Origin of the sequence: uncultured Bradyrhizobium sp. (genome assembly GCF_936928535.1) — a bacterium.
GTDB lineage: Bacteria > Pseudomonadota > Alphaproteobacteria > Rhizobiales > Xanthobacteraceae > Bradyrhizobium.
The window spans coordinates 143,090-168,508 of the sequence record NZ_CAKZHY010000098.1 but is presented as its reverse complement, the minus strand read 5'-3'; the positions used below and the strand labels follow the sequence as shown (position 1 = coordinate 168,508).

Below are 25,419 nucleotides of genomic sequence, written 5' to 3'. Positions count from 1 at the left end.
TTCTCATGTCGGCCCCGCTCCAGATCGGTCTCCTGGTGTTTCCGCACGTCACCCAGCTCGACTTCACCGGGCCGCTGCAGGTGTTTTCATCCGTTCCCGGCGCAAACGTGCACCTGATCTGGAAGACGCTGGATCCGGTGCCGAGCGATTCCGTGCTGAAGCTGACGCCGACCGTCACCTTCGCCGACTGCCCGCAACTCGACGTGATCTGCGTTCCCGGCGGCTTCGGCACCGACGCGCTCCTCAACGACGAGGAAACCCTCGACTTCGTGCGCGAGCAGGCTGCGAGCGCTAGATTCGTCACCTCGGTCTGTACGGGATCGCTGGTGCTGGGCGCCGCCGGGCTGTTGAAGGGCTACAACGCCGCGACCCATTGGAGCGCAATGGAGATGCTGACGCTGTTCGGTGCGACGCCGACGAAGACGCGCGTCTGCGTCGATCGCAATCGCGTCACCGGCGGCGGCGTCACCGCGGGGATCGATTTCGCGCTGAAGCTGGTGTCCCTGCTGGTCGATCGCACCACCGCTGAGGCCATTCAGCTCCGCCTCGAATACAATCCCGCGCCGCCCTTCAATGCCGGCTCGCCGGACACCGCGCCCGCCGAGGTGCTCGCGCTGATGAAGCAGCGGGTCGCGCCATTCCAGGCACGCCGTCTGGAGGCTGCCAAGCGCGCGGCTGAGCGGATGATGTAGTTGCGGGCAAGCATCTCTCGTGCTCCGGACGCGGCGCAGCGCTTCTTCAGCGGTGCGCTGCAGAGCCGGGGCCCATGCGTCGCGAATGCAAGGCCTGCTGGGTCCCGGCTCTGCGCAGCAGCGCAAGAACGCTGCAGCGCGTCCGGGACACGCAACCCCAACAGAAAAAGGCCGCTCGGTTTCCCGAACGGCCTTTCCTGTCTCACGGCGGCGCACATTCTCATCGGGCGATGTCGGAGCTTCCGGACCGGGGGCCTATCTCCCGATCGAGTCCTTCCTCGGCGGCCGCTGCATCTCGGGACAGTCGCGAACTGTTGCCCGAACCGAACGCGATGGTCTCCCATCTCCGTAAGATGGGCTTATTGAGCAGCAATGCTCGCACAGACGCAACGGCCCGTCGGCCGGCATCCCCGCTGATCCCGTTGTCCACAGCGATATCAGTCGGATGCGAGTGCATCCAATCCGATGATTGAGAGGATCTAGCTAGGCGTCCAGGGCTGGTAGTCGCCGGTCGCCTTCGGGCGCTTGCCACTCGCCAGCGTCGAGCCCGGAGGCCGGTAGGCTTTCGCCGTGCCGGTCGGGTTCGGTTGGTGCGGCTTTTGCCACTCGCGCGGCTGGTAGTTCTCCTCGGTCGGCGGCACATCGACGACGTGATGCATCCAGCCGTGCCAGCCCGTCGGAATGCGGCTCGCTTCCGCATAGCCGTTGTAGATCACCCAGCGCCGCTCGAAGCCGAGTGTCGGGTCGATCTTGCCGCCGGCGGTGCGGTAGTAGCGGTTGCCCTGCTCGTCCTGGCCGACCAACTCCCCGAACCTGGAAGTCCAGAGTTGCGTGCCAAAGGTCTGGCCGTTCCACCAGGTGAAGAGCTTCAGGAAGAATTGTTTCATGCGGCAAGGGCCCTGCTTCGTGGGGTCCTGATGCCATCCGGACGGCCAAATGTCCAGTTCGGCAGGCGCGACGGTGCCCAGCCCGATTGCGGTGACCGGGGCTCGCTACGGCTGCCGCAAATCAGACGCGATCCGTTCATCCCGGGTACAGCGACGAGGTGGAAATGTTCACCTCATGCGCAAACCAGTGTGATCCCAGGAACCAGCACATCTCGATGGGGTTGGCTCCCGGGAAAGGAGTTTGATCATGACAAGTCTGAAAGTATTGAGCGTCGCGGCATCCCTGGCGCTTCTTCCGGTGGCGACCCCGAGCTTCGCCCAGGGCCATGGCGGTCATTTCGGCGGTGGCGGCGGCCATTTCAGTGGTGGCGGCGGCCACTTCGGCGGCGGCAACTTTGGCGGCGCCCGGATCGGTGGCGGCGGCGGCAATTTCGCGGCCGGCGCAGCGGTGCGCCCGAGCGGCGGAGCCACCTTCAACGGCGGTAACCGCACCTTCGCGGCGACCGGCGGCCATTGGAATGGCGGCGGCAACTGGCACGGCGGCGGCGGCAACTGGAACGGCGGTTGGCACCACCATCACGGTGGCGGCTTCTGGCCGGGCTTGGCGGCAGGGGCCGCGATCGGCGGCCTTGGCTCATATGCCTATTACGGCGCCCCGTATTACGACGATTCCTACTATGACAACGGCTATTATGACGACGGTGGGTCCGTCGCCGTGGTGCCCGACTCCGGTGGCGATTCGTCGGCCTATTGCGCCCAGCGCTATCGGTCCTACGACCCGGCGTCCGGCACCTATCTCGGCTATGACGGCCTGCGCCATCCCTGCCCGTAACGCGACCTGACATCAATCATTCAAGGGCGGCGCCGATGATCGGTGCCGCCCTCCGTCTTGTTGGGCAACAAGGACGACCACCGTAGATCTTGCAGTCTCCTCATGCAGGCCTCAGGCGAATAGAATCTCACGAAACAGCTTTCGCCGATCGCGCGCATTTGCCTCAACCTGTCATTGAAATCCGATGGAATTCACCTGCAGACGTCAGGAACTCGCAGGGGCGCTATGCATTGCTCCGTGCATATCCATTTCGGCCCAATCCAAAATTGACCCGGCGCACGATTCGCCTATATCACCAATCGCTGTGGGGACTTCGATCTACTGGGAAAGGTCATGCCGCGTATTCTCGTGGTCGATGACGATCCGATGGTTGGCGCGACCATCGAGGTCCTCCTCCTGCGTCAGGGCTTCGACGTCACGTTGACCGACGGCGGCGAAACGGGGCTTGCTGCGCTGGAGGCGCAGACGTTCGACGTGATGCTGGTCGATATCTTCATGCCTCATATGCGCGGCTTTGAATCCATCCGCATCTTTCACGAACGTGCTCCCGCGATTCCGTTGATCGCCATGTCAGGCTACGCCTTCGCCTCTTCAGCCTCGCCCTCCCCGGACTTCCTGCGCATGGCGCTCGAGCTCGGCGCGATGCGCTGCCTGCGCAAGCCCTTCACGCCCGAAACGCTGCTGACTACGATCCGGGAATGCCTCGGCCAGAGCGCGCCGCCGAAGGACCAGAAAGAGGCCCCTTGAACTCCTCGCAGCGCGTCATTCTCGGTGCTGGACTTGCCGTTCTCCTGCTCATCACCGCCGCCTCGATCGGCCTCGACGTCAAGTCGCGGTCGGATACCGCCTGGGTCAGTCACACCGTTGGGGTGCTGAAGAAGATCTCGGATCTGCGCGCCCTGATCCGCAACGCCGAAAGCGCTGCGCGCGGCTACGAGATCTACCGGAGTTCGAGCTTCAACGACGAATTCCAGACGGCGCACGGCCAGATCGCGCCCGCCCTCGCCGAGCTCAAGCGCGGCTTGCGCGACAATCCCGATCAGATCGCGCTGCTGGAGAGCACCGAGCCGCTGGTGTTGCGCCGGATCGAGGTCGCCGCCGAGGCCATGCGCCTGCGCGCCGGAAACGATGCGGCGGGCATTGCCGCGCTCAACGGCAAGGCCGAAGGCCGCGGCCTGATGGACACGGTGATGGGCAATCTCGACCGGCTGAGTGCCGGCGAAGAGCGATTGCTCAGCGCGCGGTCGCAGGATTCGCGCCGCACCGGCATCGTGCTGCTCGGCATCGACGTCGCCGGCGCCCTGGTGATCCTGCTGCTGGTGCTCATGGTGATGCGCGAGAGCCAGCGCACCCAGGTCGCGCTCACGAGCTCGCTGCACGAGACCCAGGCCGCCAAGGAGGCGCTCGAAGCTGCCGTTGCCGAACGCACCGAGCACCTCGTCACCGCCCATGACGAGTTGCGGCTGTCGGTCAACGTGCTCCAAAGCACGTTCCGCAGCATGGCAGAGGCCGTGCTGGTGATCGACGCCGAGAGCACCGTGCTGCTGTCCAATCCGGCAGCCGAGCGCATGCTGCTGCATCGGGCCGGCATGAGCCTTGGCAATCTCCGCGCGCTGTCCGACGTGTTCCACGGCGACGGTGTCACGCCGCTCAAGTCCGATGAACTGCCCTCGGTGCGCGTGCTGCGCGGCGACGCGTTCGAAGATCTCGAGATGATCGTCCGCCCGCACAGTGGCAACAATGCGCGCCATCTGATGGTCAGCGGCCGGCCGATGCGCGACGGGCAAGGCAACATCTCCGGCGCCGTGCTGGTCTATCACGACGCAACCGCCTCGCGCGAGACCGAGCGGCAGCTGCAGCAGTCGCAGAAGCTGGATGCGATCGGCAAACTGACCGGCGGCGTCGCCCACGACTTCAACAACATGCTGACCGTCATATCAGGCAATACCGAGACGCTGGTGGCGAGCCTGAAGGAGCAGCCCGAGCTGCAGCGCACCGCGCGCCTGATCGACGACGCCGCCGAGCGCTGTGCAGAACTGATTCAGCACCTGCTGGCCTTCGCGCGAAAACAGCCGCTGCAGCCGCATGACGTCGAGATCAATGCGGCCATCGCCGACATCGCAAAGCTGTTGCGCCCCACCCTCGGCGAGCAGATCCAGATCGAGACGGTTCTGGAACAGGGACCGATGACGGCGCATATCGACCCGTCGCGCCTCGCCAATGCCGTGCTCAACATGGCGATCAACGCCCGCGACGCGATGCCGAACGGCGGCAAGCTGCTGCTCGAAACCCACCGGGTCGTGCTGGACGATGCCTATGCGCAATCCAATGCCGACGTACGGCCCGGCCCTTACGTGATGCTCGCCGTCAGCGACACCGGGACCGGCATGGCGCAGAGCGTCCAGGAAAAGGCGTTCGAGCCGTTCTTCACCACCAAGGAGGTCGGCAAGGGTTCAGGTCTCGGCCTCTCCATGGTTTACGGCTTCGTCAAGCAATCCGGCGGCCACATCAAGATCTACAGCGAGGAAGGCCACGGCACCACGATCAAGCTCTATCTGCCGCCGGGCGAAGGCCCCGGCGTCGCCACGGCCACCGCAACGCCCCAGGCCGAAGGCGGCGCCGAGACCATCTTCATTGTCGAAGACGATACGCTGGTGCGCAATTTCGTAACCGCGCAGCTCCAGAGCCTGGGCTACAAGACGGTGGCCGCGGGCGACAGCAAGGCCGCGCTGCAGATGATCGAGGCCGGCCAGGAATTCGACCTGCTCTTCACCGACGTCGTCATCCCCGGCGGCATGAGCGGCCGCGAGCTCGCCGACGAGATCGCCAGGCGCCGGCCGGGTGTGAAGGTGCTCTACACCTCCGGCTACACCGACAACGCCATCGTCCACCACGGCAAGCTCGATGACGGCGTGATGCTGCTGACCAAACCATACCGCCGCAACCAGCTCGCCGAGATGATCCGCAAGGCGCTGGGGGGCGGCGCTAGCGCGTCGCCAGCACCACCGCCGCCAGCGTGAAGATCAGCGACGCGATCTGGCCCGGCCCCAGCGGCTCGTGCAGCGCGATCGCGGAGGCGACGACGCCGATGACGGGCACCGCCATCGTGCCGATCGCCGCGACCGAGGCCGGCAGGCGGGCGAGCGCCGCAAACCAGCTGACATAGGCGATGCAGAACTGCACCACGGTCGAATAGAGCAGCAGCCACCAGCCGACCGGCGTCACCTTGTCCAGATGCGAGGTCTCGACCAAAAGGCCGACGATCGAGATCGGCAGGCAACCGATGCCGATCTGCCAGGCCGCAGCCGCGATCGGTGGCAAATGGATCGGGTATTTCTTCGAGAATACCGTGCCGATGGCAAAGCCGAGCGCGCCGCACAGCGCCATGATGATGCCGGGCGCCTTCTCGGCGCTGGCGGCGATGCCGTTGCCGCCCATAATCGAGGCGAGGCCGGCGAAGGCCATTACCAGCCCAAGCGTGCGCAACACCGTCGGCCGCTCCCCGAGCACCGGCCAGGCGATCAGCGAGGCCCAGACCGGCATGGTGTAGGCGATCAGCGCCGCCTCGCTCGCCGGCAGCCAGAGCAGCGCCAGCCCCATCAGCACCATCCAGCCGGTGACGTTGAGGATGGCGGCCGTCAGCAGCCGCGGCCAGATCGCGCGTGCGACCTTCAGGCTGTCGCCGCGCACCAGCGCGAGCAGCGCCAGCAGCACGGCGCCGAGCACGCCGGTGACGCCGCGCAGCGTCAGCGGCGGCAGCTCGCCAATCAGGAATTTGGTCACCGGCCAGTTGAATCCCCAGCCGATCGAGGTGATCGCGAGGAACATCAGGCCGGCCGGGGCGATACGCGGTCGCGTATCCCGGCGAGTCGAATCAAGCATGAGGGCAGTCCGGCAAAATCAGAGGTCAGCTTGGCGCGGATTCGCACCTCACACCACCACCCCGGCGGGCATGCCTGCCCTCATCTTCCGTACCACTACGTGAGTCCCGCTGACGCAATCCCATCGGCCAAAAATATAGCTGCCCTGTGAACAGCGGGATGAAGCGTCCGGAACATCTCGGGATGCAAATTTTTTCGGTTGGGAATCCCTGAGGACTCACTGATACTTGGCTCAACACAGGAGCGGGCATCGCCCCCTGTTATCCCCCATAATCCACCATATTTAGTATTTGATTCAGGAACCCGCACTAGTTCTTGACGGGCGCAGCGGAGAGTCCTAGCTTTCGGACCGTTCGGCGCGAGTGAGTTTGCGTCCCGCCGGCACTCCCCCAAAGGGTCCGCATAACTGCACTCCGCCAAGCCAGACGAAGGCAGCGGGATGAGGGCTTGTCTGCCCTCGATAGGCGGATTTTTCGGCGCCAGAACGGGCCGGCAACAGGCTCGGATGGCAACAGTAGACGTTGTGACGGCGTGGGGCGTTTGAACGCATGTCGGGCGCATCCCCTTGGGGGGCGGATGGGTCTGGACATGCCGGCGGGATGATCGATGCACGCATCGAAGAATCACGTCGGGAGAAACTGGGCCGGATCCACCGGCTGAACTGCGGTGCCAGGGGCTGATGAGGCCCTGAAGGAAACGCGAAACGAAATGTCGACCCGGACGCCCTCAACGAGGGGCTGACAGGTCAAAAGAATAGGACGGGGCAAGACCATGCGGATTGAGCGGCGCCACACCACGGTAGGACAGTCACCTTATGCGGGAATCGAATTCCGCCTGACCACGTCGGAGATCAGGAATCCCGACGGCTCGGTCGTGTTCAAAATGGACGGCGTCGAGGTCCCGGCCGAATGGTCGCAGGTCGCCTCCGACGTGCTCGCCCAGAAGTATTTCCGTAAAGCCGGCGTTGCCGCGCGCCTGAAGAAGGTCGAGGAGGAATCCGTCCCCTCCTTCCTGTGGCGCTCGGTCCCGGATACCGAAGCCCTCGCCGCTCTGCCCGAGAAAGAGCGTTTCGTCAGCGAGCTCAGTGCAAAACAGGTGTTCGACCGCCTCGCCGGCTGCTGGACCTATTGGGGCTGGAAGGGCAAGTACTTCTCGTCCGACGAGGACGCCCAGGCGTTCTATGACGAGCTCCGCTACATGCTCGCCATGCAGATGGTCGCGCCGAACTCGCCGCAATGGTTCAACACCGGTCTTCATTGGGCCTATGGCATCGACGGTCCCGGCCAGGGCCATTATTACGTCGACCCCTTCACCGGCAAGCTGACCCGCTCGAAATCCTCCTACGAGCATCCGCAGCCGCACGCCTGCTTCATCCAGGGCGTCGGTGACGATCTCGTCAACGAGGGCGGCATCATGGACCTCTGGGTCCGCGAAGCCCGCCTGTTCAAGTATGGCTCCGGCACCGGCTCCAACTTCTCGCGCCTGCGCGGCGAAGGCGAGAGGCTGTCGGGTGGGGGCCGCTCGTCCGGCCTGATGAGCTTCCTCAAGATCGGCGACCGCGCAGCGGGTGCGATCAAGTCGGGCGGCACCACGCGCCGCGCCGCCAAGATGGTCGTCGTCGACGTCGATCATCCTGACATCGAGACCTATATCGACTGGAAGGTGAAGGAGGAGCAGAAGGTCGCCGCCCTCGTCACCGGCTCCAAGATCAACCAGAAGCACCTCAAGGCGGTTCTGAAGGCCTGCGTGAACTGCGAAGGCTCGGGCGATGATTGCTTCGACCCCGAGAAGAACCCGGCGCTCCGTCGGGAAATCAAGCTGGCTCGTCGCTCGCTGGTGCCCGACAACTACATCAAGCGGGTCATCCAGTTCGCCAAGCAAGGCTACAAGGACATCCAGTTCGACACCTACGACACCGACTGGGATAGCGAAGCCTATCTCACGGTCTCCGGCCAGAACTCCAACAACTCGGTCTCGCTGAAGGACGATTTCCTCCGCGCCGTCGAGACCGATGGCGACTGGAATCTGAACGCCCGCATCTCCAAGAAGGTGACGAAGACGCTGAAGGCGCGCGACCTCTGGGAAAAAATTGGCTACGCCGCCTGGGCGTCGGCCGACCCTGGCCTGCACTTCAACACCACCATGAACGACTGGCACACCTGCAAGGCGTCCGGCGACATCCGCGCGTCGAATCCGTGCTCGGAATACATGTTCCTCGACGACACCGCGTGCAACCTCGCCTCCGCGAACCTGCTGACCTTCTACAACACCGAGACCAAGCAGTTCGACGTCACCGGCTATGAGCACCTCTGCCAGCTCTGGACCATCGTGCTCGAAATCTCCGTCATGATGGCGCAGTTCCCCTCGCGCGCGATCGCCGAGCTCTCCTACGAGTTCCGCACGCTCGGCCTCGGCTACGCCAATATCGGCGGCCTCCTGATGACCATGGGCCTGTCCTATGACAGCAAGGAAGGCCGTGCGCTCTGCGGCGCGCTGACCGCTGTGATGACCGGCATCACCTACAAGACCTCGGCCGAGATGGCGGCCGAGCTCGGCACCTTCCCCGGCTACAAGAAGAACGCCGCGCACATGCTGCGCGTCATCCGCAACCACCGCCGCGCCGCGCATGGCGAGCCTGGCGGTTACGAGGCGCTCTCCGTCAACCCGGTGCCGCTCGACCACGCCTCGTGCCCGCAACAGGACATCGTCGCCCATGCCAAGGCGGCCTGGGATGCGGCGCTCGCGCTCGGCGAACAGCACGGCTATCGCAACGCCCAGACCACGGTCATCGCGCCCACCGGCACGATCGGCCTCGTCATGGATTGCGACACCACCGGCATCGAGCCTGATTTCGCGCTGGTGAAGTTCAAGAAGCTCGCCGGCGGCGGCTACTTCAAGATCATCAACCGTGCGGTCCCCGCAGCGCTGCGCGCGCTCGGCTATCGCGAGAGCGAGATCGCGGAGATCGAGGCCTACGCCGTCGGCCACGGCTCGCTCTCCAACGCCCCCGGCATCAACGCCTCGACCTTGAAGTCGAAGGGCTTCACCGATGAGGCGATTGCAAAAGTCGAGAAGGCCCTGCCGACCGCCTTCGACATCAAGTTCGCCTTCAACAAGTGGACCTTTGGCGAAGACTTCATCCGCGACCAGCTCGGCATCGGTGCTGAAGCCATCGCGGCTCCCGGCTTCGACCTGCTCCAGGCCGTGGGCTTCACCAAGCGCGAGATCGAGGCGGCCAACGTCCACATCTGCGGCGCGATGACGGTGGAAGGTGCTCCGCACCTGAAGGCCGAACACTACCCGGTGTTCGACTGCGCCAATCCCTGCGGCAAGATCGGCAAGCGCTATCTGTCGGTCGAGAGCCACATCCGCATGATGGCCGCCGCCCAGCCCTTCATCTCGGGTGCGATCTCCAAGACCATCAACATGCCGAACGACGCCACGGTGGAGGACTGCAAGTCCGCCTACATGCTGTCGTGGAAGCTGGCACTGAAGGCCAACGCGCTCTATCGCGACGGCTCCAAGCTCTCCCAGCCGCTCAACTCCCAGCTCATCAGCGATGACGAGGACGAGGACGATGCGGTCGAGACGCTCTACGAGAAGCCGATGGCGGCGCGTGCCGCCCAGGTCTCGGAGAAGATCGTCGAGAAGCTGGTCGAGCGCATCATCGTGATGCGCGAGCGCGAGAAGATGCCGGATCGTCGCAAGGGCTACACCCAGAAGGCGGTCGTCGGCGGCCACAAGGTTTACTTGCGCACCGGCGAATACGACGACGGCCGTCTCGGCGAGATCTTCATCGACATGCACAAGGAAGGCGCGGCGCTCCGCTCCTTCATCAACAACTTCGCCATCGCGGTGTCGCTCGGCCTGCAATACGGCGTGCCGCTCGACGAATATGTCGACGCCTTCACCTTCACCCGCTTCGAGCCGGCGGGCCCCGTGCAGGGCAACGACAGCATCAAGTACGCGACCTCGATCCTCGACTACGTCTTCCGCGAGCTCGCGGTGAGCTACATGTCGCGCTTCGATCTCGCCCATGTCGATCCCAACGAGACGGGCTTTGACGCGCTCGGCAAGGGCGTCGAGGAAGGCAAGGAGCCTGACGAAACCCACCACGCGACCAAGCTGGTCTCGCGCGGCCTCACCCGCTCGCGGACCGACAACCTCGTCGTGATGCGCGGTGGCAGCGCCGCGATCGCGCAAGGCAACGACAGCGCGCCATCAGGCGGCAGCAAGGTCACGGCCCTCGCCCACGGCACATCTGCCCGCGTCGGCGATGCCATCGAAGGCGCCGTCGCCCTGAAGCAGGAAGCGCAGCACGACCTCTCCCCCACGGAGAAGCTCGAGGCGCTCCAGTGGAGCAAGGCCGGCAGCGCCGCAACGACTGCGGTCCCCACCAAGGCAGAGCGCCGCGCGGAAGCCAAGGCCAAGGGCTACGAAGGCGAGATGTGCAGCGAGTGCGGCAACTTCACGCTGGTGCGGAACGGCACGTGCATGAAGTGCGATACGTGCGGCAGCACGACGGGGTGTTCGTGAGGGGTAGATGCGAGGTAAGTGAGATAGGAGCACAGAATTGCGACCCCAAACGAAACTGCCTTCGCAAAGCAGCCATTCGAATGGACACGTCGCATCCCGAGACCCGACCCGTCGCTAAAGTCTGGTAGATCAAAGCTTCCAGAGATACAGCGGCGCTCCTCGGGGCGGCTCGGGGCTACCGACGACGGTTCTAGAACGTCAGAGGTGGGCCGATGCACCTGTGAACGACGGCTTATTCGTTCGATGGGACGTGAGACGCAACCCTAACGGATTGCGCCGGCGTGATCCGAGGGCTTCAAATGCGAAAACCTCAGATCATCATCGAAGTCAGGGTGAATGTTGCGCTGTGCCTCTTCGGAGTCGCAGCGATCATCAAAGCTCTGATGTAAAGATAAGGGGCAGAAGTCCGTGCGCGGACTTCTGCTTCTTTATTTCAGCGCGTAGGGTGGGTTAGCGTAGCGTAACCCGCCTCTTCGCTTTCAGAGCGGATCAAAGTTGGTGGGTTACGCCTTCGGCTAACCCACTCTACGCGCTCCATCCGGGCTACTCGCTTTTCATTGCTCATCATTCGTCACCACATTTCGACGCGCTTGTCGTGCAGCCCGCCGCGCCGCCCGCTTCGCAACCCAGCGCGCACGAAACTGCTTTGCGGCACGATACGTCCGCGGCGCGACGACCTGGAATGCCAAAGAGGCCACTCCGGCGACCACTCCTTTCACCACGTCGAAAGCGAAATCGGGTCCAAAATAATCCCACATGACCGTGCCTCCTTCTCGCGAAGGCTCCGCCTGATGGGAATGGGCAGATTGCAAACATGAAAAAGCCCCGTCACCGGCGGGGCCTTCCGGAAATTCTCTGTGCGCCCTGTTCAGCGCACGCGAAATCTCTCGGTACACCCGCTCATGGTGGACTCGATGAACCAGCTGCAAAGCATGGCGGTGCGATGAAAAACGGCCATAGTGATCACCCAAAGATCTTGAAATGCGATGGCGCTCGATGCGCAATGCCAAACGCGCGCATGAGAGGCCTGTTGGCGGCAGATAAGCAGACTGGACGGCCGCCGTCTGTGGCGTCATTCACAATTGCCGACCGACTTTTCTTCATGACCATGTCGATTGAATGCACTGTGACCGTAGCGGCAGATTCTATAGCTCCAGTTGTACGACGCGCGACCGCTTCCCATTGATTGCCGCGCTCGGCCTTTTGCGCCCCCAGTAGCACTTTCCCCCCGACCAGAATTATCTTGCGCTGGATCAAGTCCCCCTGACCTAATCCCGGTCATGACCACCTTTGTCTCGGCCGTCAGCGACGGCCGAAGCGCCCACAGGGGACCACCGGCGCGCGACGAATTTGCATCGTTGCGGGCCCGCGCGAGAGCGTCATGTGGCATCACAGGACCATACGCTTCTGGCTGATCTGCCTGGTCATCGCCTGCGTTCTGCCGGTGACGCTGGCGGCGGGTTTTCTGATCGTGCATTCCTACCGGCAGAATACCGCCTTTGTCGGTCAGAGCACGATCGCAACCGCCCGCGCGCTGATCCAGGCCGTCGACGCCGAGTTGTACGGCGTGCAATCCGCGCTGCAGGCGCTCGCAACATCGCCTCACCTCTCCTCCGGCAATCTCGAGGGCTTCTACGGGCAGGCGCGCGAGGCGCTGACGGTCCTGACCGGCAGCAACATCGTCCTCACCGATCCCGCGACGCAGCAGGTCCTCAATACGCTGCGGCCGTTCGGCGCTGCCCTGCCCCGGCATGGACAGCCCGACGTGGTGCGGCGGATTCTGGAAACAGGCAAACCCGTCATTTCCGATCTCTTTCACGGTCCGGTTGCCGATAGTTGGCTGTTCGTGGTCGAGGTTCCGGTGCTCGCCGACGGCAAGATCATCTACACGCTGGCCATGGGCATCACGCCCGATCGCCTGAGCGAGATTCTGCGCAGGCAGAACATTCCGCCAAGCTGGGTCGCCGCGATCTTCGACGGCACCGGCACCATCGTGGCGCGCACGCATGCCCCGGATCAGTTCGTCGGCAAGAAGGGCGCGGCGGAGTTTGTCCGACGCTTCTCGGAGGTCACTGAGGGCAGCATCGAAACAACGACGGTCGAAGGCATCCCGATTTTCAGCAGCTTCAGCCGCTCCCCCCGCTCCGGCTGGACGGTCGGCATGGGCATTCCGCTCGCCGATCTGACCGCGAACGCCCGGCAGTCGATCGCGTTCAACGCAGCAACGGCCGTTACGCTGCTAGCGCTGGGCTGCCTCGCGGCCGCGATGTTCGGTGCCCGCATCAGCCGTTCGATCCGAAAGCTCAGCCGCCCGGCCCTCGCACTGGGGTCACCGGGACAGCCCTCTATTTCAGTCACCGACATCACCGAGATCGACGAGGTCGGCCAGGCGCTAGTCAGGGCCTCGCAGCTGATTGCGCTGCGCGAGCGCGAGCGCGTCCAGAGAGAAGCGGAGACGCGCGAGGCGCTGGTCGCAAAGCAGGTGGCTGAACAAGCCAATCGGGCGAAGTCGGATTTTCTGGCGTCGATGAGCCACGAGTTGCGAACGCCGCTCGGCGCCATCTCCGGCTTCGCGCAATTGCTGCACGGGGCGGGAGACGCGCTCGGGCGCGATCGCCGGATTCGTTACACGGAGAACATCATGACGGCGAGCGAGCACCTCGAACATGTCATCAATGATGTATTGGACATGGCCCGCCTCGAGAGCGGACACGTCAAGCTCGACCTCGAGACGCTCGATTGCCTGGAGATCATGACCGAAGCGAGCCGCACGCTGGAGCTCCAGGCCCGCAAGAGCGGCATTGTCTTCACGGTGGACACCTCGGCAAACCTTCCGCTCGTCACCGCCGATCGGACCCGTCTGATCCAGATCCTGCTCAATCTCGGAAGCAACGCCATCAAGTACAACGTCCCGGGCGGCTGGGTTCAGCTTTCGGCGATCCCGGTCGGCAGCATGGTCCGCTTCATCGTCCGCGATACCGGACCGGGCATCCCTGACGCGCTTCGCGACCAGATATTCCAGCCGTTCAATCGCCTCGGCGCCGAGCTCACCCAGGTCGAGGGGACCGGCATCGGTCTTGCCCTCAGCCGCCGGCTGGTGCTGGCCATGAACGGCCGCATCGACTTCGCCAGCACCGAAGGAGTGGGCACCGAATTCTGGGTCGACCTGCCGGCCGCCGAAGAGACCGCGGCGACGTCAGCGAAAATTGCGACGCCATTGCCCGCCACGACCCCACTTGCGCGGAATACGGTTCTCTATATCGAGGACAAGATCCCGAATCTCGAATTGATGCGTGGCGTCGTCGAAACTGCGGGAGGCATCCGCTTGCTCGATGCGCAGACCGTCAAGGACGGGATCGCCATTGCGCGATCTGTAAAGCCCGATCTCGTCATCACTGACATTCACCTGTCCGACGGCAAGGGATTCGACGTCCTGCAGAGCCTGCGCGAAGATCCTTCCACCGCGCACATTCCTGTTGTCGCGCTGACTGCGGATGCCATGCCAGCCAACATGAGCAACATGAAGCGCATGGGATTCGACCACATCCTGACCAAGCCATTCAAGATCGTCGAATTGGTGAACCTGCTGCGCACCCGGCTTCCGAGCCCGTAGCAACCATTAAGCGGCGCCCGATTTGCGGGGAATATGACGCCGTGCTCGCGGAACGCGCGCCCCGCCGTACGTCCTTTCGAATTTGCCTTTGCAGTCGAGCCCTTCCCTCCTAAACTCCCGCTCCCACCGAGATGGTTCCGACGGCCCCGGTAGAAGCGGAGTAAACTTATGCCCAAACCGGAAAGCTTCCCGATCGAGAAGATCTTCGTTCCCACGAAGCAGAAGAAGGCCATCAGGCCCGAGACCGTCGGGGAGATCGCGGAAAGTATGCTGGACATCGGACAACAGGAGCCCATTTCCATCAGGCGCGACGGAGACCGCCTCGTTCTGGTCGAGGGGCTGCATCGGTTAGAGGCCTGCAAGGCGCTCGGCGAGGCGACCATTCTCGGTGTCCTTGTTACGGCCGAGCTTGCTCAACACAAGCCGCAGCTCGCCGAACGTCCCGAAGTCGAGGCTGAGCGCCTCAAGATGGCGCGATTGAAACAGTTGCGCCTCGAGAAGGAAGCCGCAGAGGCATCGACGGCGGCCTTGAACCGCGCCAGCGCAACGGAAGCGCCGCGCACCCGTCCGGCGAAAGGCGTCCGCGACAATCCGAAGGCATCTCCTGGCCGGACTGCGAAAGCGGCGCCGAAATCATTGTCGGCCTGGATCACGCAACAGAAGGGCAGCGGCGGCCGCTATTGATGTCGGGCTCCAGCTCGTAGGGTGGGTCCTGCAGATGCGTGAAGCGCATCTGCGCGGGGCTAACCCGCCCAATCATTCGCGGAACACACGGCCTGCGGAGATGATCTCCACGATCGTCGCCGCAGTTCCACGCACGCAAATCAAATTCTCTCCCGAATTCCTGCAAATCTCCGCCATCTACCAGGGGTAGGCTGCCACCTGCGAAGCGTGGTCAACAACGCATCTTGCAAGAAAATACGCAGACGCAAGGCCCGCTTCCGACAATGGAAATGGGAGTTATGCCATGCAGCATCTGCCGAACGACACCATCGACGTCACCCTCGACCAGTTTGGCCAGGTCGAGACCATCAACGGGGATCCTGATTTCCCGACCCTCACGGACGCCTGGGGCGGCAACGACACTGTCACGGCGAACCTCGATCAGCCCGAAGCCAAGGTCACGATCTTCGGTGACGACACCACGGTGCTGCATGGCCTGTCCCACGGCGGCAACGACACGCTTACGGTCAATTTCAACTACGGCTGGAACGCCGCCGTCGTGGTCGGCGACGCCCAATCGATGATCGACAACGCCACCGGCGGCAACGACACCATCGTCGTGGAGGCCGATCGCACGCTCTACACCCCTGTCTCGGCCTTCGGCGACGTCGCGGGCGACATGTCGGGCAATTCGCACGGCGGCAACGACATCATTACAGGCTCGATCGGGTGGCGCGATGGCCCCAATTTGTTTGCAGGCGATGCCGGCGGTTCCATGATCGATACCGCGCATGGCGGCAACGACACGATCAATGTCGGCGCGACCACCAGCGACGGCATGGCGACCCTCAGCGGCGACGCCATCGGTGCCCTGCGCGGCCTCGCGCAAGGGGGTAACGACAATCTGACCGCGACGCTGGGCGGCAGCCCGATATCCGGTGCATCGATGTCGGGAGATTCGTCGACGTCCCTGATGGATTTCGCCCGAGGCGGCGACGACGTCCTGACCGCCAAGATCGAAGGCCAGTACACGGATTCAAACTCGACGATGTATGGCGATGCGCCGATCATGTCGGGGCATTCCCAGGGCGGCAACGACATCCTCAACGGCGGCACCGGCCGGGACTTCATGTATGGCGATGCGCAGACCTACAAACCCGCATCACCCGACTCGATCACCGGCGGCATGGATAAGCTGAACGGTGGAGCCGGCGACGACCAGATGTGGGGCGGAGGAAACAACGACACTTTCGTCTTCAACAAAGGATCCGGCAACGACACGGTCAACGACTTCAATCAGGGCAACAAGGCGATGGGAAGCACCGCGACCGAGCACGATTTGATCAACGTGCACGACTACGGCTTTGCCGACTGGACCGCGCTGTCGCACCTGATCAGCGACAATGCCGCCGGCAATGCCGTGATTCATCTTTCGGCCAATGATTCCATCACGCTGGACGGTGTCCACACGGCGGCTCTGCATCAAACCGACTTCATCGTCTGAGCGCGATCCCGCTTATCCGGAAGGACTGATGGGTTTCGCTTCGCTCGACCATCCCGCACGGTCTGCGGGATGGGTTGAGCATGGCGAAACCCATCGGCCGTTTACACTCCCCCAGAGGAAAGAACCCTCACCCGCCGCTCGCGGGACAATGCTTCGCATCGCCCGCAGCGCGTCGGCCTCTCCCGCAAGCGGGAGAGGCCGAGCAAGCCACCGACAATCTTCGCCAAATCCGCATGCGACAGCCCCGCCCCGCCGGGCGGCGTCGACCTAGCGCCGCCTCAATCCCGCCCGCGCTCATTTTCCGGGTGAATGAAGATATCATGCACCAGCCCGAGCTTCCCCAGCCCCAAAATGATCAGGCCGTTGATGTCGATCTCGTACCAGGCGTGTGAGAGATAGGCATCGCGCGGGAAGCGGTGATGGTTGTTGTGCAGGCCTTCACCGAAGGTGATGAAGGTGGTGACCAGCTCGTTGGTGGTGCCGTCGTCGAGCCGGTAGCGGCGATAGCCCCAGCGGCCGTCGCTGTGGCAGACCGAGTTCACCAGCGAGGTCGCCATCGTCATCATGTAGCTGCGGAACAGGCCGGAGAACAGCACGCAGCCGATCATGGTGTGCACGCCGCCGAAGGCGTAACCGATCGCAGCAGGAATGATCAGCGCCGACAGCGCGTACCAGTACCAGCGCGTCCGGGTGAAGAACATCGCGATCGGGTCGGCCAGGATGTCCCTCGCATAATATTCGGCATCGGTCGTGGCCTGGTCCCACACCCAGCCGCCCTGCGCGTGCCCCATACCCTTGGCAAAGCCTTCGATGCGATGGCCGAAGCCGTCATAGTAAGGGCTGTGGACGTCGCCGGGCTTGTCGGAGTGCAGATGGTGCCGCCGGTGGTTGCTCACCCATTTGAGGATCGAGCCCTGCAGCGCCAGCGTCGCGATCGCCGCGAAGATGGTCCGCATCACAGGACCGGCGCGAAAGCTGCGGTGCACGAAGTAGCGATGCATGAAGCCGATCCCGACTGTGGTCAGCGCGAACATGCCTGCAAACACCGAGATCTCGACGCGGCCAAGACCTTGCGTGAAGGCCCAGATCAGCGCCCCGATCGAGCCTGCGATCATCATCGAGAATGAGATGTAGGAATCGCGAAATTTGGCGTCGACCACGGGGCCTTCGACCAGCACGCCGGGCGGCATCTTCGGCTGAGCGCCCGCCTCGGCAACCACACTCTCAACCACGGTCATTTCAGCCGATCCATTCCCGGAACTTCCCGCAACGCAAGCTATAGAGGCGGGAAATCCCAGGCAAGGCCGGGGGAACGCGGAGCCGAAACCCAGGTTAATGGCGCCAAACGGCCCGTCAATCGCCGGTGCCGTAGGGTGGGCAAAGGCGCACTTGCGCCGTGCCCACCACCTCTCTCGGTCACGAAAAATGCGTGGGCACGCTGTGGCTTTTTGCCCACCCTACGAGAGCTGCGAACTGCCCGGCACTACCACCAATACGGCCAGCGCCATCCCTCGTAGCGAATATAGGACGGCACGAACGGCGGGCCGTAGGGATCGACGCGGTCGTCCTCGGGCCGATAGCGATAGCGCGGAACGACGTTGTAGTCCCACGGCGTCGGCCGGAGCACGGGCGCCGTGACGATCAGCCTCTCCTGGGGCGCGCGCACGACGACGGCTTTCCGCGCCCTCGCCTCCGCACCCGATGACCCCAGCAACACCAGCGCCGCTCCGAGCGCACAGGCGACAGTCATGATTTTCATGCGTTGATCTCCTTCGCGGCAAGAGTGCTGGAGGCGGCCACCCAAGGCAAGTCAATTCATCGCGCTGAACTTTTTTCACGCTCGATCGTTCTCGGTACCAATGGAGGACGAAGACATGTTTGACCTGCGGGCCATGGTGATCGCAACGAGTTTGATCCTGGCGTCCATCGCCGTGGCCGCGGCCGAAACCGCGCCGGAACAGCCTGCGAAGGCTGCTGTGAGCACCACCGACACCACCAGCGCGGCCCGCCCGATCCGCGTCGTTCTCCCCGCGCCCTGGGAGCCTGCGCCGGCGTCGTCGGGCGCACAGACCGTCGTTCAGAAATAGATTACCCAGGACAAGATGCCGTAGCTCGTAGGGTGGGCAAAGGCGCCCTTGCGCCGTGCCCACGATCTCTCCCGGTCGCGAACAATGCGTGGGCACGCTATCGCTTTGCCCACCCTACGGCAGCTCGCACCTAAGCTGCGCGCGTTTGCGGGCCGGCGTTGATCTCCTTCAGGCACACATCTGCTTCATGAATGGCGATAATGTTGATGCCGAGCGTCATCAGCCGGTAGCGGTTCTCCGCCAGCCATTGCTCGAGCTGCTTGACATCAGTCTTGATCTTCTCGATCAGCAGGATCGGGCGATGGGCCCTGATCGTCTCGCTGGCGCCGTTGAGCGCCTCCATCTCCATGCCCTCGATGTCGATCTTGATGAAATCGACGCGCGGCAGATTGAGCTCGTCCAGCGTCATCTTGCGCACGAGAACCGTATTTTTGTTGTAGTCGATCTGCTGACCGATGAATTCGTTGCTGGGGCGCGGCCGCAGCTCCAGGCTGCCGAAGCTCGACGGGGTGAAGTAGTTCGGGTTCGGCACCTGCATTGTGCCTGCCTCCGAGGACACGGCCGCGTGCACGGCAAGCGCATTGAAACAGTTGTTGATGGCGATGTTGCCGGCCAGTGCATAATAGATCCGCTCCTGCGCCTCGATCGCGATCACCGAGCCCCAGCCGGTCATGGCGGACGCCCATTCGACGGTGTGCACGCCGATATTGGCACCGCAATCGATGGCGATGACGCCGTCGCCATGGTGCTTGCGCCTGAGGGCCAGGAGTTCCAGCGCGATCTTGACCTCGCCGGGATCGAACGCGGCCGCTTCCAGGATCTGGTAGCCGACGCCATAGCCGCGATCAGGACCGACCATGCGATAGTCGAAGCGATTGACGATCATGGTGCCATGGTTGGACGAGGCCATGACAAAGGCCAGCTTTTGCCCCGCGATCGGCATTGTGGAATCTCCCCGTACTTTAAGTGGATTCCGTTATCGCGGAGTCGGCTTATGCGAAGCTTGCTCCTGAAACGCGGTGCCGTAGGGTGGGCAAAGGCGCACTTGCGCCGTGCCCACGACCTCCCTCGATTGCAAAAAATGCGTGGGCACGCTTCGCTTTGCCCGCCCTACGAAACCGGCTATCGGCCACCATCCAGGAATCACCCCATGACGGTCCTCCGCATCTCCGCCTTCTCCGACGGCAACATCGGCGGCAATCCCGCCGGCGTCTTTATCGGCGAGGTCCTGCCCGAGGCCGCCAGGATGCAGGCGATCGCGGCTGATGTCGGCTTCTCCGAGACCGCCTTTGCAGCGCCCGAAGGCGAGGCCTGGCGCGTCCGCTATTTCTCGCCGGCCATGGAGGTGCCGTTCTGCGGCCACGCCACCATCGCGCTCGGCGCTGCGCTCGCGCATCGGTTTGGCGAGCGCAGCTTCGAATTGCACCTCAACGATGCGGTCATTTCCGTCTCAGGCAAACGCGACGGCAGCACCATCGCAGCCGCGCTGCAATCGCCGCCGACGCGCAGCGCGCCGCTCGATGCCTCATTGCGCGGTGAGTTGCTGGAGCTGTTCGGCTATGCGGCCGGCGATCTCGACCCACAACTTCCGCCGGCGAAAATTCACGGCGGGGCCGATCACGTCCTGCTGGCTTTGCGTTCGCGCGCGGCGCTGTCGCGCATGGCCTATCATTTCGAACGCGGCCGCGCGCTGATGGCGCGTGAAGGTCTCATCACCATCGCGCTGGTGAATGTGGAGACACCGCGCCTGTTCCACGTGCGCAACGCCTTTGCTGCCGGCGGCGTCGTCGAGGATCCCGCCACCGGCGCGGCCGCCGCCGCGTTCGCAGGCTGTTTGCGCGACATCGGCTGGCCGCATGGCGGCGCCATCGACATCGTGCAGGGCGAGGACATGGGCGCACGCTCGCTGATCCACGCCGAGATCGGCGCGGCCAAAGGCGGTTCTATCAAGGTGTCGGGCACGGCGCGGTTCATGGAGAGCTGATGAAACAGCGCGTCGCGACCGGCCGCGTCAATTGCGCTTCAGGCTCAAAATATACTCGGACAGCATGTCGGCCTGATCGGGGGCGATCACCAAATTCGGCATGTCCTGATGGCTGGTTCTCCAGAACACCTTGAGCGAGAGCGCGGTGGTGCCGTTGCGGTCGGCGACGGCCTGGAAGCTCGGGGCGAGGTCAAAGAACCCGGACATGTCGGGGTCGACGGCGTGGCAGCTCTGGCACCAGGCCTGCGCGAGGCGATGTCCCTCAGCCGCCCTGCGCAAGGACGGCCGGGTTGCGCCGGCGGCGGTGTGGACGACGCTGACGAGAAACAGGATCGACAACGCGATCAGGACGGCAAGGCCGATGTAAATTCGAACGCTACGCGACATCGCTGGAGACCTCGCCTTCGCTTCGGTGATTACAAGCGTAAGGCGGCCGGCGTGCTGGAGACTTGATCTGCCTCAACTGCCGGCGATCTGCGAGCCTGCCATCATGCGCCTGTTTTGCCCGACGGGTCAACCAATATTCGGTTTCGACGAAACTGAAAAAAGTGCAGGCATTCTACTGTGCATGGGGTTGTTTTCGCGAAGTTTGATCTGCATCAAGACGGGCAGCGCGATTCGCCTGCAAGAGCCCGCCATGACCTCCCCGACACACTGCCCCGCCTGCCGCTCCGAACACGCCTATCAGGATCGCGATCTCTGGATCTGCCCGGAGTGCGGCCATGAATGGAGCACGTTTCCCGGCGGCACTGCGGGCGCACCCGTCGAGGCTGGGGTGCGCGATGCCCACGGCAACGTGCTGAGCGACGGCGACAGCGTCATCGTGATGAAGGACCTCAAGGTTAAGGGCTCGTCGTCGGTCGTCAAGGGCGGCACCAAGGTCCGCAACATCCGCCTGCAGGACGCAACCGACGGCCACAACATCGCCTGCAAGATCGACGGCATCGGCGCCATGAACCTGAAGTCGGAGTTCGTGCGCAAGGCTTGAGGCGGACATCCGCGCGGGCGCCGTTCTCGATCGTCGAATTTGGTGCTATGCTCGCCGCTTGGCTGGCGAAGGAGCGCATCATGACGATCTTTCCACGAATCCTGCTGACGTTCGCGACACCGATGTTGCTGCTCGGTGCCGTCACCACAGCCAACGCCGACGGCCTCTGCGGTCCCGGTTGCCATTCCTCGATGTTCGGCGCCTGCGTCGTCGATGGCTGGGAAAGCGGCGCGCGGGTCTGGAATGAATGTCCTGTCACGACGCGCCCACGCCCGCCCTGCGGCGGACCGGACTACGTCTGGAGCCGGCGCAAGCAGGCCTGCTCCCCGCGGGTGAAGGACTGGCTCTGACGCGCGACGTCGCGCCAGCGTCCATGTGAGGCGCTTCACAAGCGCCCGACCTTCCCTGTGGTAACTTGCCGCATACTTTTCAATCATAGGGAGATCGTCATGCAGTTCCGTCAGCTCGTCCTGGCCGCGTCGCTCGTCATCGCACCGATTGCTTTCACCGCCAGCACGCCGGCCAACGCCGCGCAGACCTGCAGCTGCACCGACATCGTCTTCCCGAGCGGCGTCTGCTCCCGCTATGGCAATTGCCACGTGCTCGAAATGTTCACACCCGGCCCGCCGAAGCCGATCCGCAGCCTCAAGTCCTGCCCGGCGCGTAAGCAGGCGCTGATCTGCGATGGCGACACCTGCACCGTCACGTGCAGCACGCCGACGAAGGGCGGATAGCGGCTCGCGCCCTACCGCTGCCGCTGCGCGAGGTAGAATCCGCACAGCACCGTGACGAGACCGGCGGCCTGCAGCGCCGTCGGCGGCTCGCCGAGCAGCAACCATCCGGTCAGCAGCGTTAGCGCCGGCACGCAGGCCGGGAACACGGCCGCGCGGGCGACGCCGAGGCGCTGCACCGAGACGGCAAAGAGATAAAGCGCGGCAGGGCCCGCGAGCACGCCCTGCGCCAGCGCCTGGATCGCATTCTCGGTGACGCCGATCGCCACGACACGCGCGAGCGCGCCGCTGGCAAGGTAGATCGGCAGCAGCAGCAGCGACAGCACGCTGATGACGAGCGCGGCCGACACCGCCGAGACACGCCAATGCCGCAGCAGCGCGCCGAAGCTTGCGAACATCAGGCCGGTGAGCACGAAGATCAGGTCGCCCTGCACCCCGTCGATGCCGATATGGCCGATCGACTCCGCGCCGATCACGCCGAGACCGGCGACGATGACGATCGCACCCACGAGGCGCGAAACGGAGATCCGCTCCTTCAGGAAAAGTGCTGCCAGCAGCAGGCCGCCGAGGGTCGCGCAGGACGGCTGGATCACGCTGCCATGGCCGAGCGGAACGAACTGGAACCCGATGTAGGAGATCAGCGACATCACGGGCCCGCCGAGCACCATCAGCGCAAGACCCCTGCCCCAGCCGATGCCGCAGAGATCCGAGAGTCCGGCGCGCAAGACCAGCGGCAGGAAGACGATCCCCGACCAGACATAGCGATGCACCAGAAGATCGACCGGCGTGAAGCCGACCTTCAGTCCATGCCGCGTGCCGGCAAAGCCGAGCGCCCAGAACAGCGCGGCCGATAGCCCGCAGACGACGCCGAGCAGCGCCTGCGCCTTGTCGTTCGTTTGAGTGAGAGCGTCAGCGCCGCTCGTCCGCTGATCCATGGCTTAAGCCTTATGTCAGGGCGCGCACCGCCTCAACCCACGCCGTTGCAGAGCTGGCACGCGGCGGGGAATGCAGGGCCCGCATCACGCGCCATCGCCAAACACCATGCGCCATCCCTTGCGCGTATCCATGTATTCCCGCACTTCACGGATGCGGCCGTCCGCCACCGTGAATACGAAGCAATAGTCGTTCTCATAAGGCTTGCCGCCGGGGAGCGCCGCGCGCATCCGCTCTTCCACGATCACGGTGTTGCCGTCGGCGTAAACGCCGCGAAAGGCGATATCGATCCCGGAAAATATCCTGTGCATCTCCTGCGCGACGAAGCGCGCGATCTGTCTCGCTCCGACCATGTGGTCGGTGTGGTCGAGCGCGACCACCGTGGCGTTGCCTTTCGGCGCGATCCACTCGGCATCCTCAGTGAACAGCGCCGCGATGCGATCCACCTCGCGTGAAGAAAAGGTCTTCCAGGCGTTGAGTACGACGTCCTTCGGGCTGGTCACGATGCGCTCCCTCGGCTTGCATTGCTGTGAGGGGTGCGTTCTAGGCCGTGATGCGCAGTACGGCTCGCCACAATCGGACTCGGTCATCCCGCGACGCTTTCGTCTGCGCCGGCACGCGCTATCATGCGCCCATGCTGAGTTTCGAGACCTGCAATGCCGCGCGGCTGCGTCGCGATCCCAACTATGACGGACGGTTCTTCACGGCGGTGAAGACGACAGGGATCTATTGCCGTCCGGTCTGCCCGGCGAGGCACCCGCTGACCCGCAACGTCACCTACTACCCGACGGCAGCGGCGGCGGAAGCCGCCGGCTTCAGACCTTGCCTGCGTTGCCGCCCCGAAACTGCACCGTTCTGCCCGGCATGGAACGGCACGCGCTCAACCGTTGCGCGCGCCGTGAAGCTCATCAATGCGGGCGCGCTCTATGCGGATAGCGTGGTGACGCTGGCCGCGCGGCTCGGCATCTCGTCGCGCCATCTGGCGCGGCTGTTCGAGCGTCATGTCGGGGCGACGCCGCAGCAGCTTGCCAAGACGCTTCGCGTCCAGCGCGCCAAACGTCTGCTCGACACCAGCGATCACACCATGACGGACATTGCGTTCGAGTCGGGCTTCGGCAGCCTGCGCCGCTTCAACGCCGCCTTCGTCGAACTCTACGGCCGATCACCGTCGCGCCTGCGCGCGATGCGCAGGGCCTGATCGCTCAGAAGAAGCCGAGACTGAGATCGAGCCCGTAGGTCAGGCTCAGCACGAACACGAACAACGCGGCGGCGGTGAACAGTGCAAGATGCCGCACGATGAATTCACGCGGCGACGAGGCGGTAACAACGGCTTTCTGTGCAACAGGCATGACGGCTCCATTATGAAAAACGATTCTTGGCCGCCAATATGCGGCGCCCACATCAAGCGCCGCGACCAGCAAAACAACTATTAAGCAGATCACACTCGTTTTGAACCGCGGTACACAAGTCGCGACATGCGAGACATTTTTTTGCCGGAGAATTCTCAGCGAGCGCATCGACACGCAAGATGAGACGGATCGCGCGTGATTAATCTCGCCGAGGCGACACAAAGAGACGACACAAAAAAATGGCCGGGACAAACCCGGCCATTGACGTCTTGAAACCCTCGTCACCGGGCTCACAGCCCAGCGCAGTGTCGACTCATCGGGCAGAGCCCGTGGTCACGTTCGCGGTGTTCTGCCTGCGCGGCGTCAGCACGTTGGCCTGGAGCGCCGTGATGCTGGTTGCGGGCGCCGTCACCCGCTGCTCGACATGGCTGGCACCGAGCACGCGGACCTGCACGGGGGACGCTGGAAGGCCGTTAGCCTCGTAAGACGGCAGCTCGGCAGCGAAGGTGGCCGTTGAGCCCGCAAGAGTGAGGACAGCAACTGCGATCGATATGGTTTTCTTGTTCATGGTGATGCTCCAAAGAGAAGGTCGGAGCCAATGTAAGCCATATCTGCTGCATTGCGACATACATTGCTGCAACGCAATATCGCGCAGCTTGCTTACCGTTATGTTTGACGCGGCAGGTCGATTTCAACGGCATCGCCAGTGATTGCGGTTTTCGCAACGAGGTTGAGTCGC

General features: G+C 63.8%; 25 protein-coding genes. 14 read left to right on the top strand and 11 right to left on the bottom strand.

What is annotated here, in order from left to right; genetic code table 11:
• Window positions 1-5: 5 nt before the first annotated feature.
• On the top strand, window positions 6-692 hold the full coding sequence (locus tag Q0687_RS20990) for a DJ-1/PfpI family protein (RefSeq protein ID WP_298880688.1): 687 nt from the start codon (window positions 6-8) through the stop codon (window positions 690-692).
• A gap of 479 nt (window positions 693-1,171) precedes the next feature.
• Here the strand turns inward: Q0687_RS20990 and Q0687_RS20985 are convergent, their stop codons facing one another.
• Window positions 1,172-1,579 (bottom strand): NADH:ubiquinone oxidoreductase subunit NDUFA12, encoded by a 408-nt coding sequence (locus Q0687_RS20985; RefSeq protein ID WP_298880685.1) that lies wholly within the window; start codon window positions 1,577-1,579, stop codon window positions 1,172-1,174.
• Window positions 1,580-1,826: 247 nt separating this feature from the next.
• Between Q0687_RS20985 and Q0687_RS20980 the strand changes: the two genes are divergently transcribed.
• The 3 genes from Q0687_RS20980 (at window position 1,827) to Q0687_RS20970 (ending at window position 5,431) form a co-directional block, all read left to right on the top strand.
• Window positions 1,827-2,411 carry a BA14K family protein gene (locus Q0687_RS20980; RefSeq protein ID WP_298880683.1) on the top strand — a complete coding sequence of 195 codons (585 nt, stop codon included), beginning with the start codon at window positions 1,827-1,829 and terminating at the stop codon, window positions 2,409-2,411.
• 333 nt (window positions 2,412-2,744) lie between these two features.
• Window positions 2,745-3,158 (top strand): response regulator, encoded by a 414-nt coding sequence (locus tag Q0687_RS20975; RefSeq protein WP_298880682.1) that lies wholly within the window; start codon window positions 2,745-2,747, stop codon window positions 3,156-3,158.
• Window positions 3,155-5,431 (top strand): CHASE3 domain-containing protein, encoded by a 2,277-nt coding sequence (locus Q0687_RS20970; protein ID WP_298880681.1) that lies wholly within the window; start codon window positions 3,155-3,157, stop codon window positions 5,429-5,431. Before Q0687_RS20975 ends, Q0687_RS20970 begins: the two co-directional genes overlap by 4 nt.
• On the opposite strand, the gene Q0687_RS20965 is transcribed toward Q0687_RS20970, so the two are convergent.
• Window positions 5,397-6,293, bottom strand: a complete 897-nt coding sequence (locus Q0687_RS20965) for a DMT family transporter (protein ID WP_298880680.1) — start codon at window positions 6,291-6,293, stop codon at window positions 5,397-5,399. The two genes, Q0687_RS20970 and Q0687_RS20965, sit on opposite strands and share 35 nt — an antisense overlap.
• A gap of 770 nt (window positions 6,294-7,063) precedes the next feature.
• On the opposite strand from Q0687_RS20965, the gene Q0687_RS20960 reads away from it, so the two are divergent.
• Window positions 7,064-10,828 (top strand): vitamin B12-dependent ribonucleotide reductase, encoded by a 3,765-nt coding sequence (locus Q0687_RS20960; RefSeq protein ID WP_298880678.1) that lies wholly within the window; start codon window positions 7,064-7,066, stop codon window positions 10,826-10,828.
• A 554-nt stretch (window positions 10,829-11,382) separates the two neighbouring features.
• Here Q0687_RS20960 and Q0687_RS20955 read toward each other — a convergent pair.
• Window positions 11,383-11,904, bottom strand: a complete 522-nt coding sequence (locus tag Q0687_RS20955) for a hypothetical protein (protein WP_298880677.1) — start codon at window positions 11,902-11,904, stop codon at window positions 11,383-11,385.
• 305 nt (window positions 11,905-12,209) lie between these two features.
• Here Q0687_RS20955 and Q0687_RS20950 point away from each other — a divergent pair, with 305 nt between their 5' ends.
• From Q0687_RS20950 to Q0687_RS20940, 3 genes are all read left to right on the top strand, one after another.
• Entirely contained in the window at window positions 12,210-14,441 is a 2,232-nt protein-coding gene (locus Q0687_RS20950; RefSeq protein ID WP_298880675.1) for a hybrid sensor histidine kinase/response regulator, read from the top strand.
• A 168-nt stretch (window positions 14,442-14,609) separates the two neighbouring features.
• Window positions 14,610-15,125 carry a ParB N-terminal domain-containing protein gene (locus Q0687_RS20945; protein ID WP_298880674.1) on the top strand — a complete coding sequence of 172 codons (516 nt, stop codon included), beginning with the start codon at window positions 14,610-14,612 and terminating at the stop codon, window positions 15,123-15,125.
• A gap of 283 nt (window positions 15,126-15,408) precedes the next feature.
• Entirely contained in the window at window positions 15,409-16,608 is a 1,200-nt protein-coding gene (locus Q0687_RS20940) for a hypothetical protein (protein ID WP_298880672.1), read from the top strand.
• Between the two features lie 278 nt (window positions 16,609-16,886).
• Here the strand turns inward: Q0687_RS20940 and Q0687_RS20935 are convergent, their stop codons facing one another.
• On the bottom strand, window positions 16,887-17,846 hold the full coding sequence (locus Q0687_RS20935) for an acyl-CoA desaturase (RefSeq protein ID WP_298880670.1): 960 nt from the start codon (window positions 17,844-17,846) through the stop codon (window positions 16,887-16,889).
• 245 nt (window positions 17,847-18,091) lie between these two features.
• A complete protein-coding gene (locus tag Q0687_RS20930) occupies window positions 18,092-18,367 on the bottom strand; it encodes a hypothetical protein (RefSeq protein ID WP_298880668.1) in 276 nt (91 codons plus the stop codon).
• Between the two features lie 115 nt (window positions 18,368-18,482).
• Here Q0687_RS20930 and Q0687_RS20925 point away from each other — a divergent pair, with 115 nt between their 5' ends.
• Complete coding sequence (locus Q0687_RS20925; protein ID WP_298880664.1) at window positions 18,483-18,695, top strand: hypothetical protein; 213 nt, start codon at window positions 18,483-18,485, stop codon at window positions 18,693-18,695.
• Between the two features lie 130 nt (window positions 18,696-18,825).
• Here the strand turns inward: Q0687_RS20925 and Q0687_RS20920 are convergent, their stop codons facing one another.
• Window positions 18,826-19,638: an FkbM family methyltransferase gene (locus Q0687_RS20920; RefSeq protein ID WP_298880661.1), complete on the bottom strand. Its 813-nt coding sequence runs from the start codon at window positions 19,636-19,638 to the stop codon at window positions 18,826-18,828.
• A 207-nt stretch (window positions 19,639-19,845) separates the two neighbouring features.
• On the opposite strand from Q0687_RS20920, the gene Q0687_RS20915 reads away from it, so the two are divergent.
• A complete protein-coding gene (locus tag Q0687_RS20915) occupies window positions 19,846-20,679 on the top strand; it encodes a PhzF family phenazine biosynthesis protein (RefSeq protein WP_298880658.1) in 834 nt (277 codons plus the stop codon).
• Between the two features lie 27 nt (window positions 20,680-20,706).
• Here Q0687_RS20915 and Q0687_RS20910 read toward each other — a convergent pair whose 3' ends face one another.
• Window positions 20,707-21,066 carry a cytochrome c gene (locus Q0687_RS20910; RefSeq protein ID WP_298880655.1) on the bottom strand — a complete coding sequence of 120 codons (360 nt, stop codon included), beginning with the start codon at window positions 21,064-21,066 and terminating at the stop codon, window positions 20,707-20,709.
• A gap of 250 nt (window positions 21,067-21,316) precedes the next feature.
• Here Q0687_RS20910 and Q0687_RS20905 point away from each other — a divergent pair, with 250 nt between their 5' ends.
• The 3 genes from Q0687_RS20905 to Q0687_RS20895 all read left to right on the top strand — a co-directional run bounded on the left by Q0687_RS20905 (window position 21,317) and on the right by Q0687_RS20895 (window position 22,401).
• Window positions 21,317-21,667 carry a zinc ribbon domain-containing protein YjdM gene (locus Q0687_RS20905; protein WP_298880652.1) on the top strand — a complete coding sequence of 117 codons (351 nt, stop codon included), beginning with the start codon at window positions 21,317-21,319 and terminating at the stop codon, window positions 21,665-21,667.
• Between the two features lie 80 nt (window positions 21,668-21,747).
• On the top strand, window positions 21,748-22,017 hold the full coding sequence (locus Q0687_RS20900; RefSeq protein WP_298880649.1) for a hypothetical protein: 270 nt from the start codon (window positions 21,748-21,750) through the stop codon (window positions 22,015-22,017).
• A gap of 99 nt (window positions 22,018-22,116) precedes the next feature.
• The gene (locus Q0687_RS20895; protein ID WP_298880646.1) at window positions 22,117-22,401 is read left to right on the top strand and encodes a hypothetical protein; all 285 of its coding nucleotides are present in this window, start codon (window positions 22,117-22,119) and stop codon (window positions 22,399-22,401) included.
• 11 nt (window positions 22,402-22,412) lie between these two features.
• Here Q0687_RS20895 and Q0687_RS20890 read toward each other — a convergent pair whose 3' ends face one another.
• On the bottom strand, window positions 22,413-23,333 hold the full coding sequence (locus tag Q0687_RS20890; RefSeq protein WP_298880643.1) for a DMT family transporter: 921 nt from the start codon (window positions 23,331-23,333) through the stop codon (window positions 22,413-22,415).
• 84 nt (window positions 23,334-23,417) lie between these two features.
• Window positions 23,418-23,834, bottom strand: coding sequence for a nuclear transport factor 2 family protein (locus Q0687_RS20885; protein ID WP_298880640.1), 417 nt, complete (start codon window positions 23,832-23,834; stop codon window positions 23,418-23,420).
• A 131-nt stretch (window positions 23,835-23,965) separates the two neighbouring features.
• Here Q0687_RS20885 and Q0687_RS20880 point away from each other — a divergent pair, with 131 nt between their 5' ends.
• Window positions 23,966-24,529, top strand: coding sequence for an Ada metal-binding domain-containing protein (locus tag Q0687_RS20880; RefSeq protein WP_298880638.1), 564 nt, complete (start codon window positions 23,966-23,968; stop codon window positions 24,527-24,529).
• Window positions 24,530-24,533: 4 nt separating this feature from the next.
• Here Q0687_RS20880 and Q0687_RS20875 read toward each other — a convergent pair whose 3' ends face one another.
• Both Q0687_RS20875 and Q0687_RS20870 read right to left on the bottom strand, forming a co-directional pair.
• Window positions 24,534-24,680: a hypothetical protein gene (locus Q0687_RS20875; RefSeq protein ID WP_298880636.1), complete on the bottom strand. Its 147-nt coding sequence runs from the start codon at window positions 24,678-24,680 to the stop codon at window positions 24,534-24,536.
• Window positions 24,681-24,993: 313 nt separating this feature from the next.
• Entirely contained in the window at window positions 24,994-25,248 is a 255-nt protein-coding gene (locus tag Q0687_RS20870) for a hypothetical protein (RefSeq protein ID WP_298880634.1), read from the bottom strand.
• Between the last annotated feature and the right edge of the window lie 171 nt (window positions 25,249-25,419).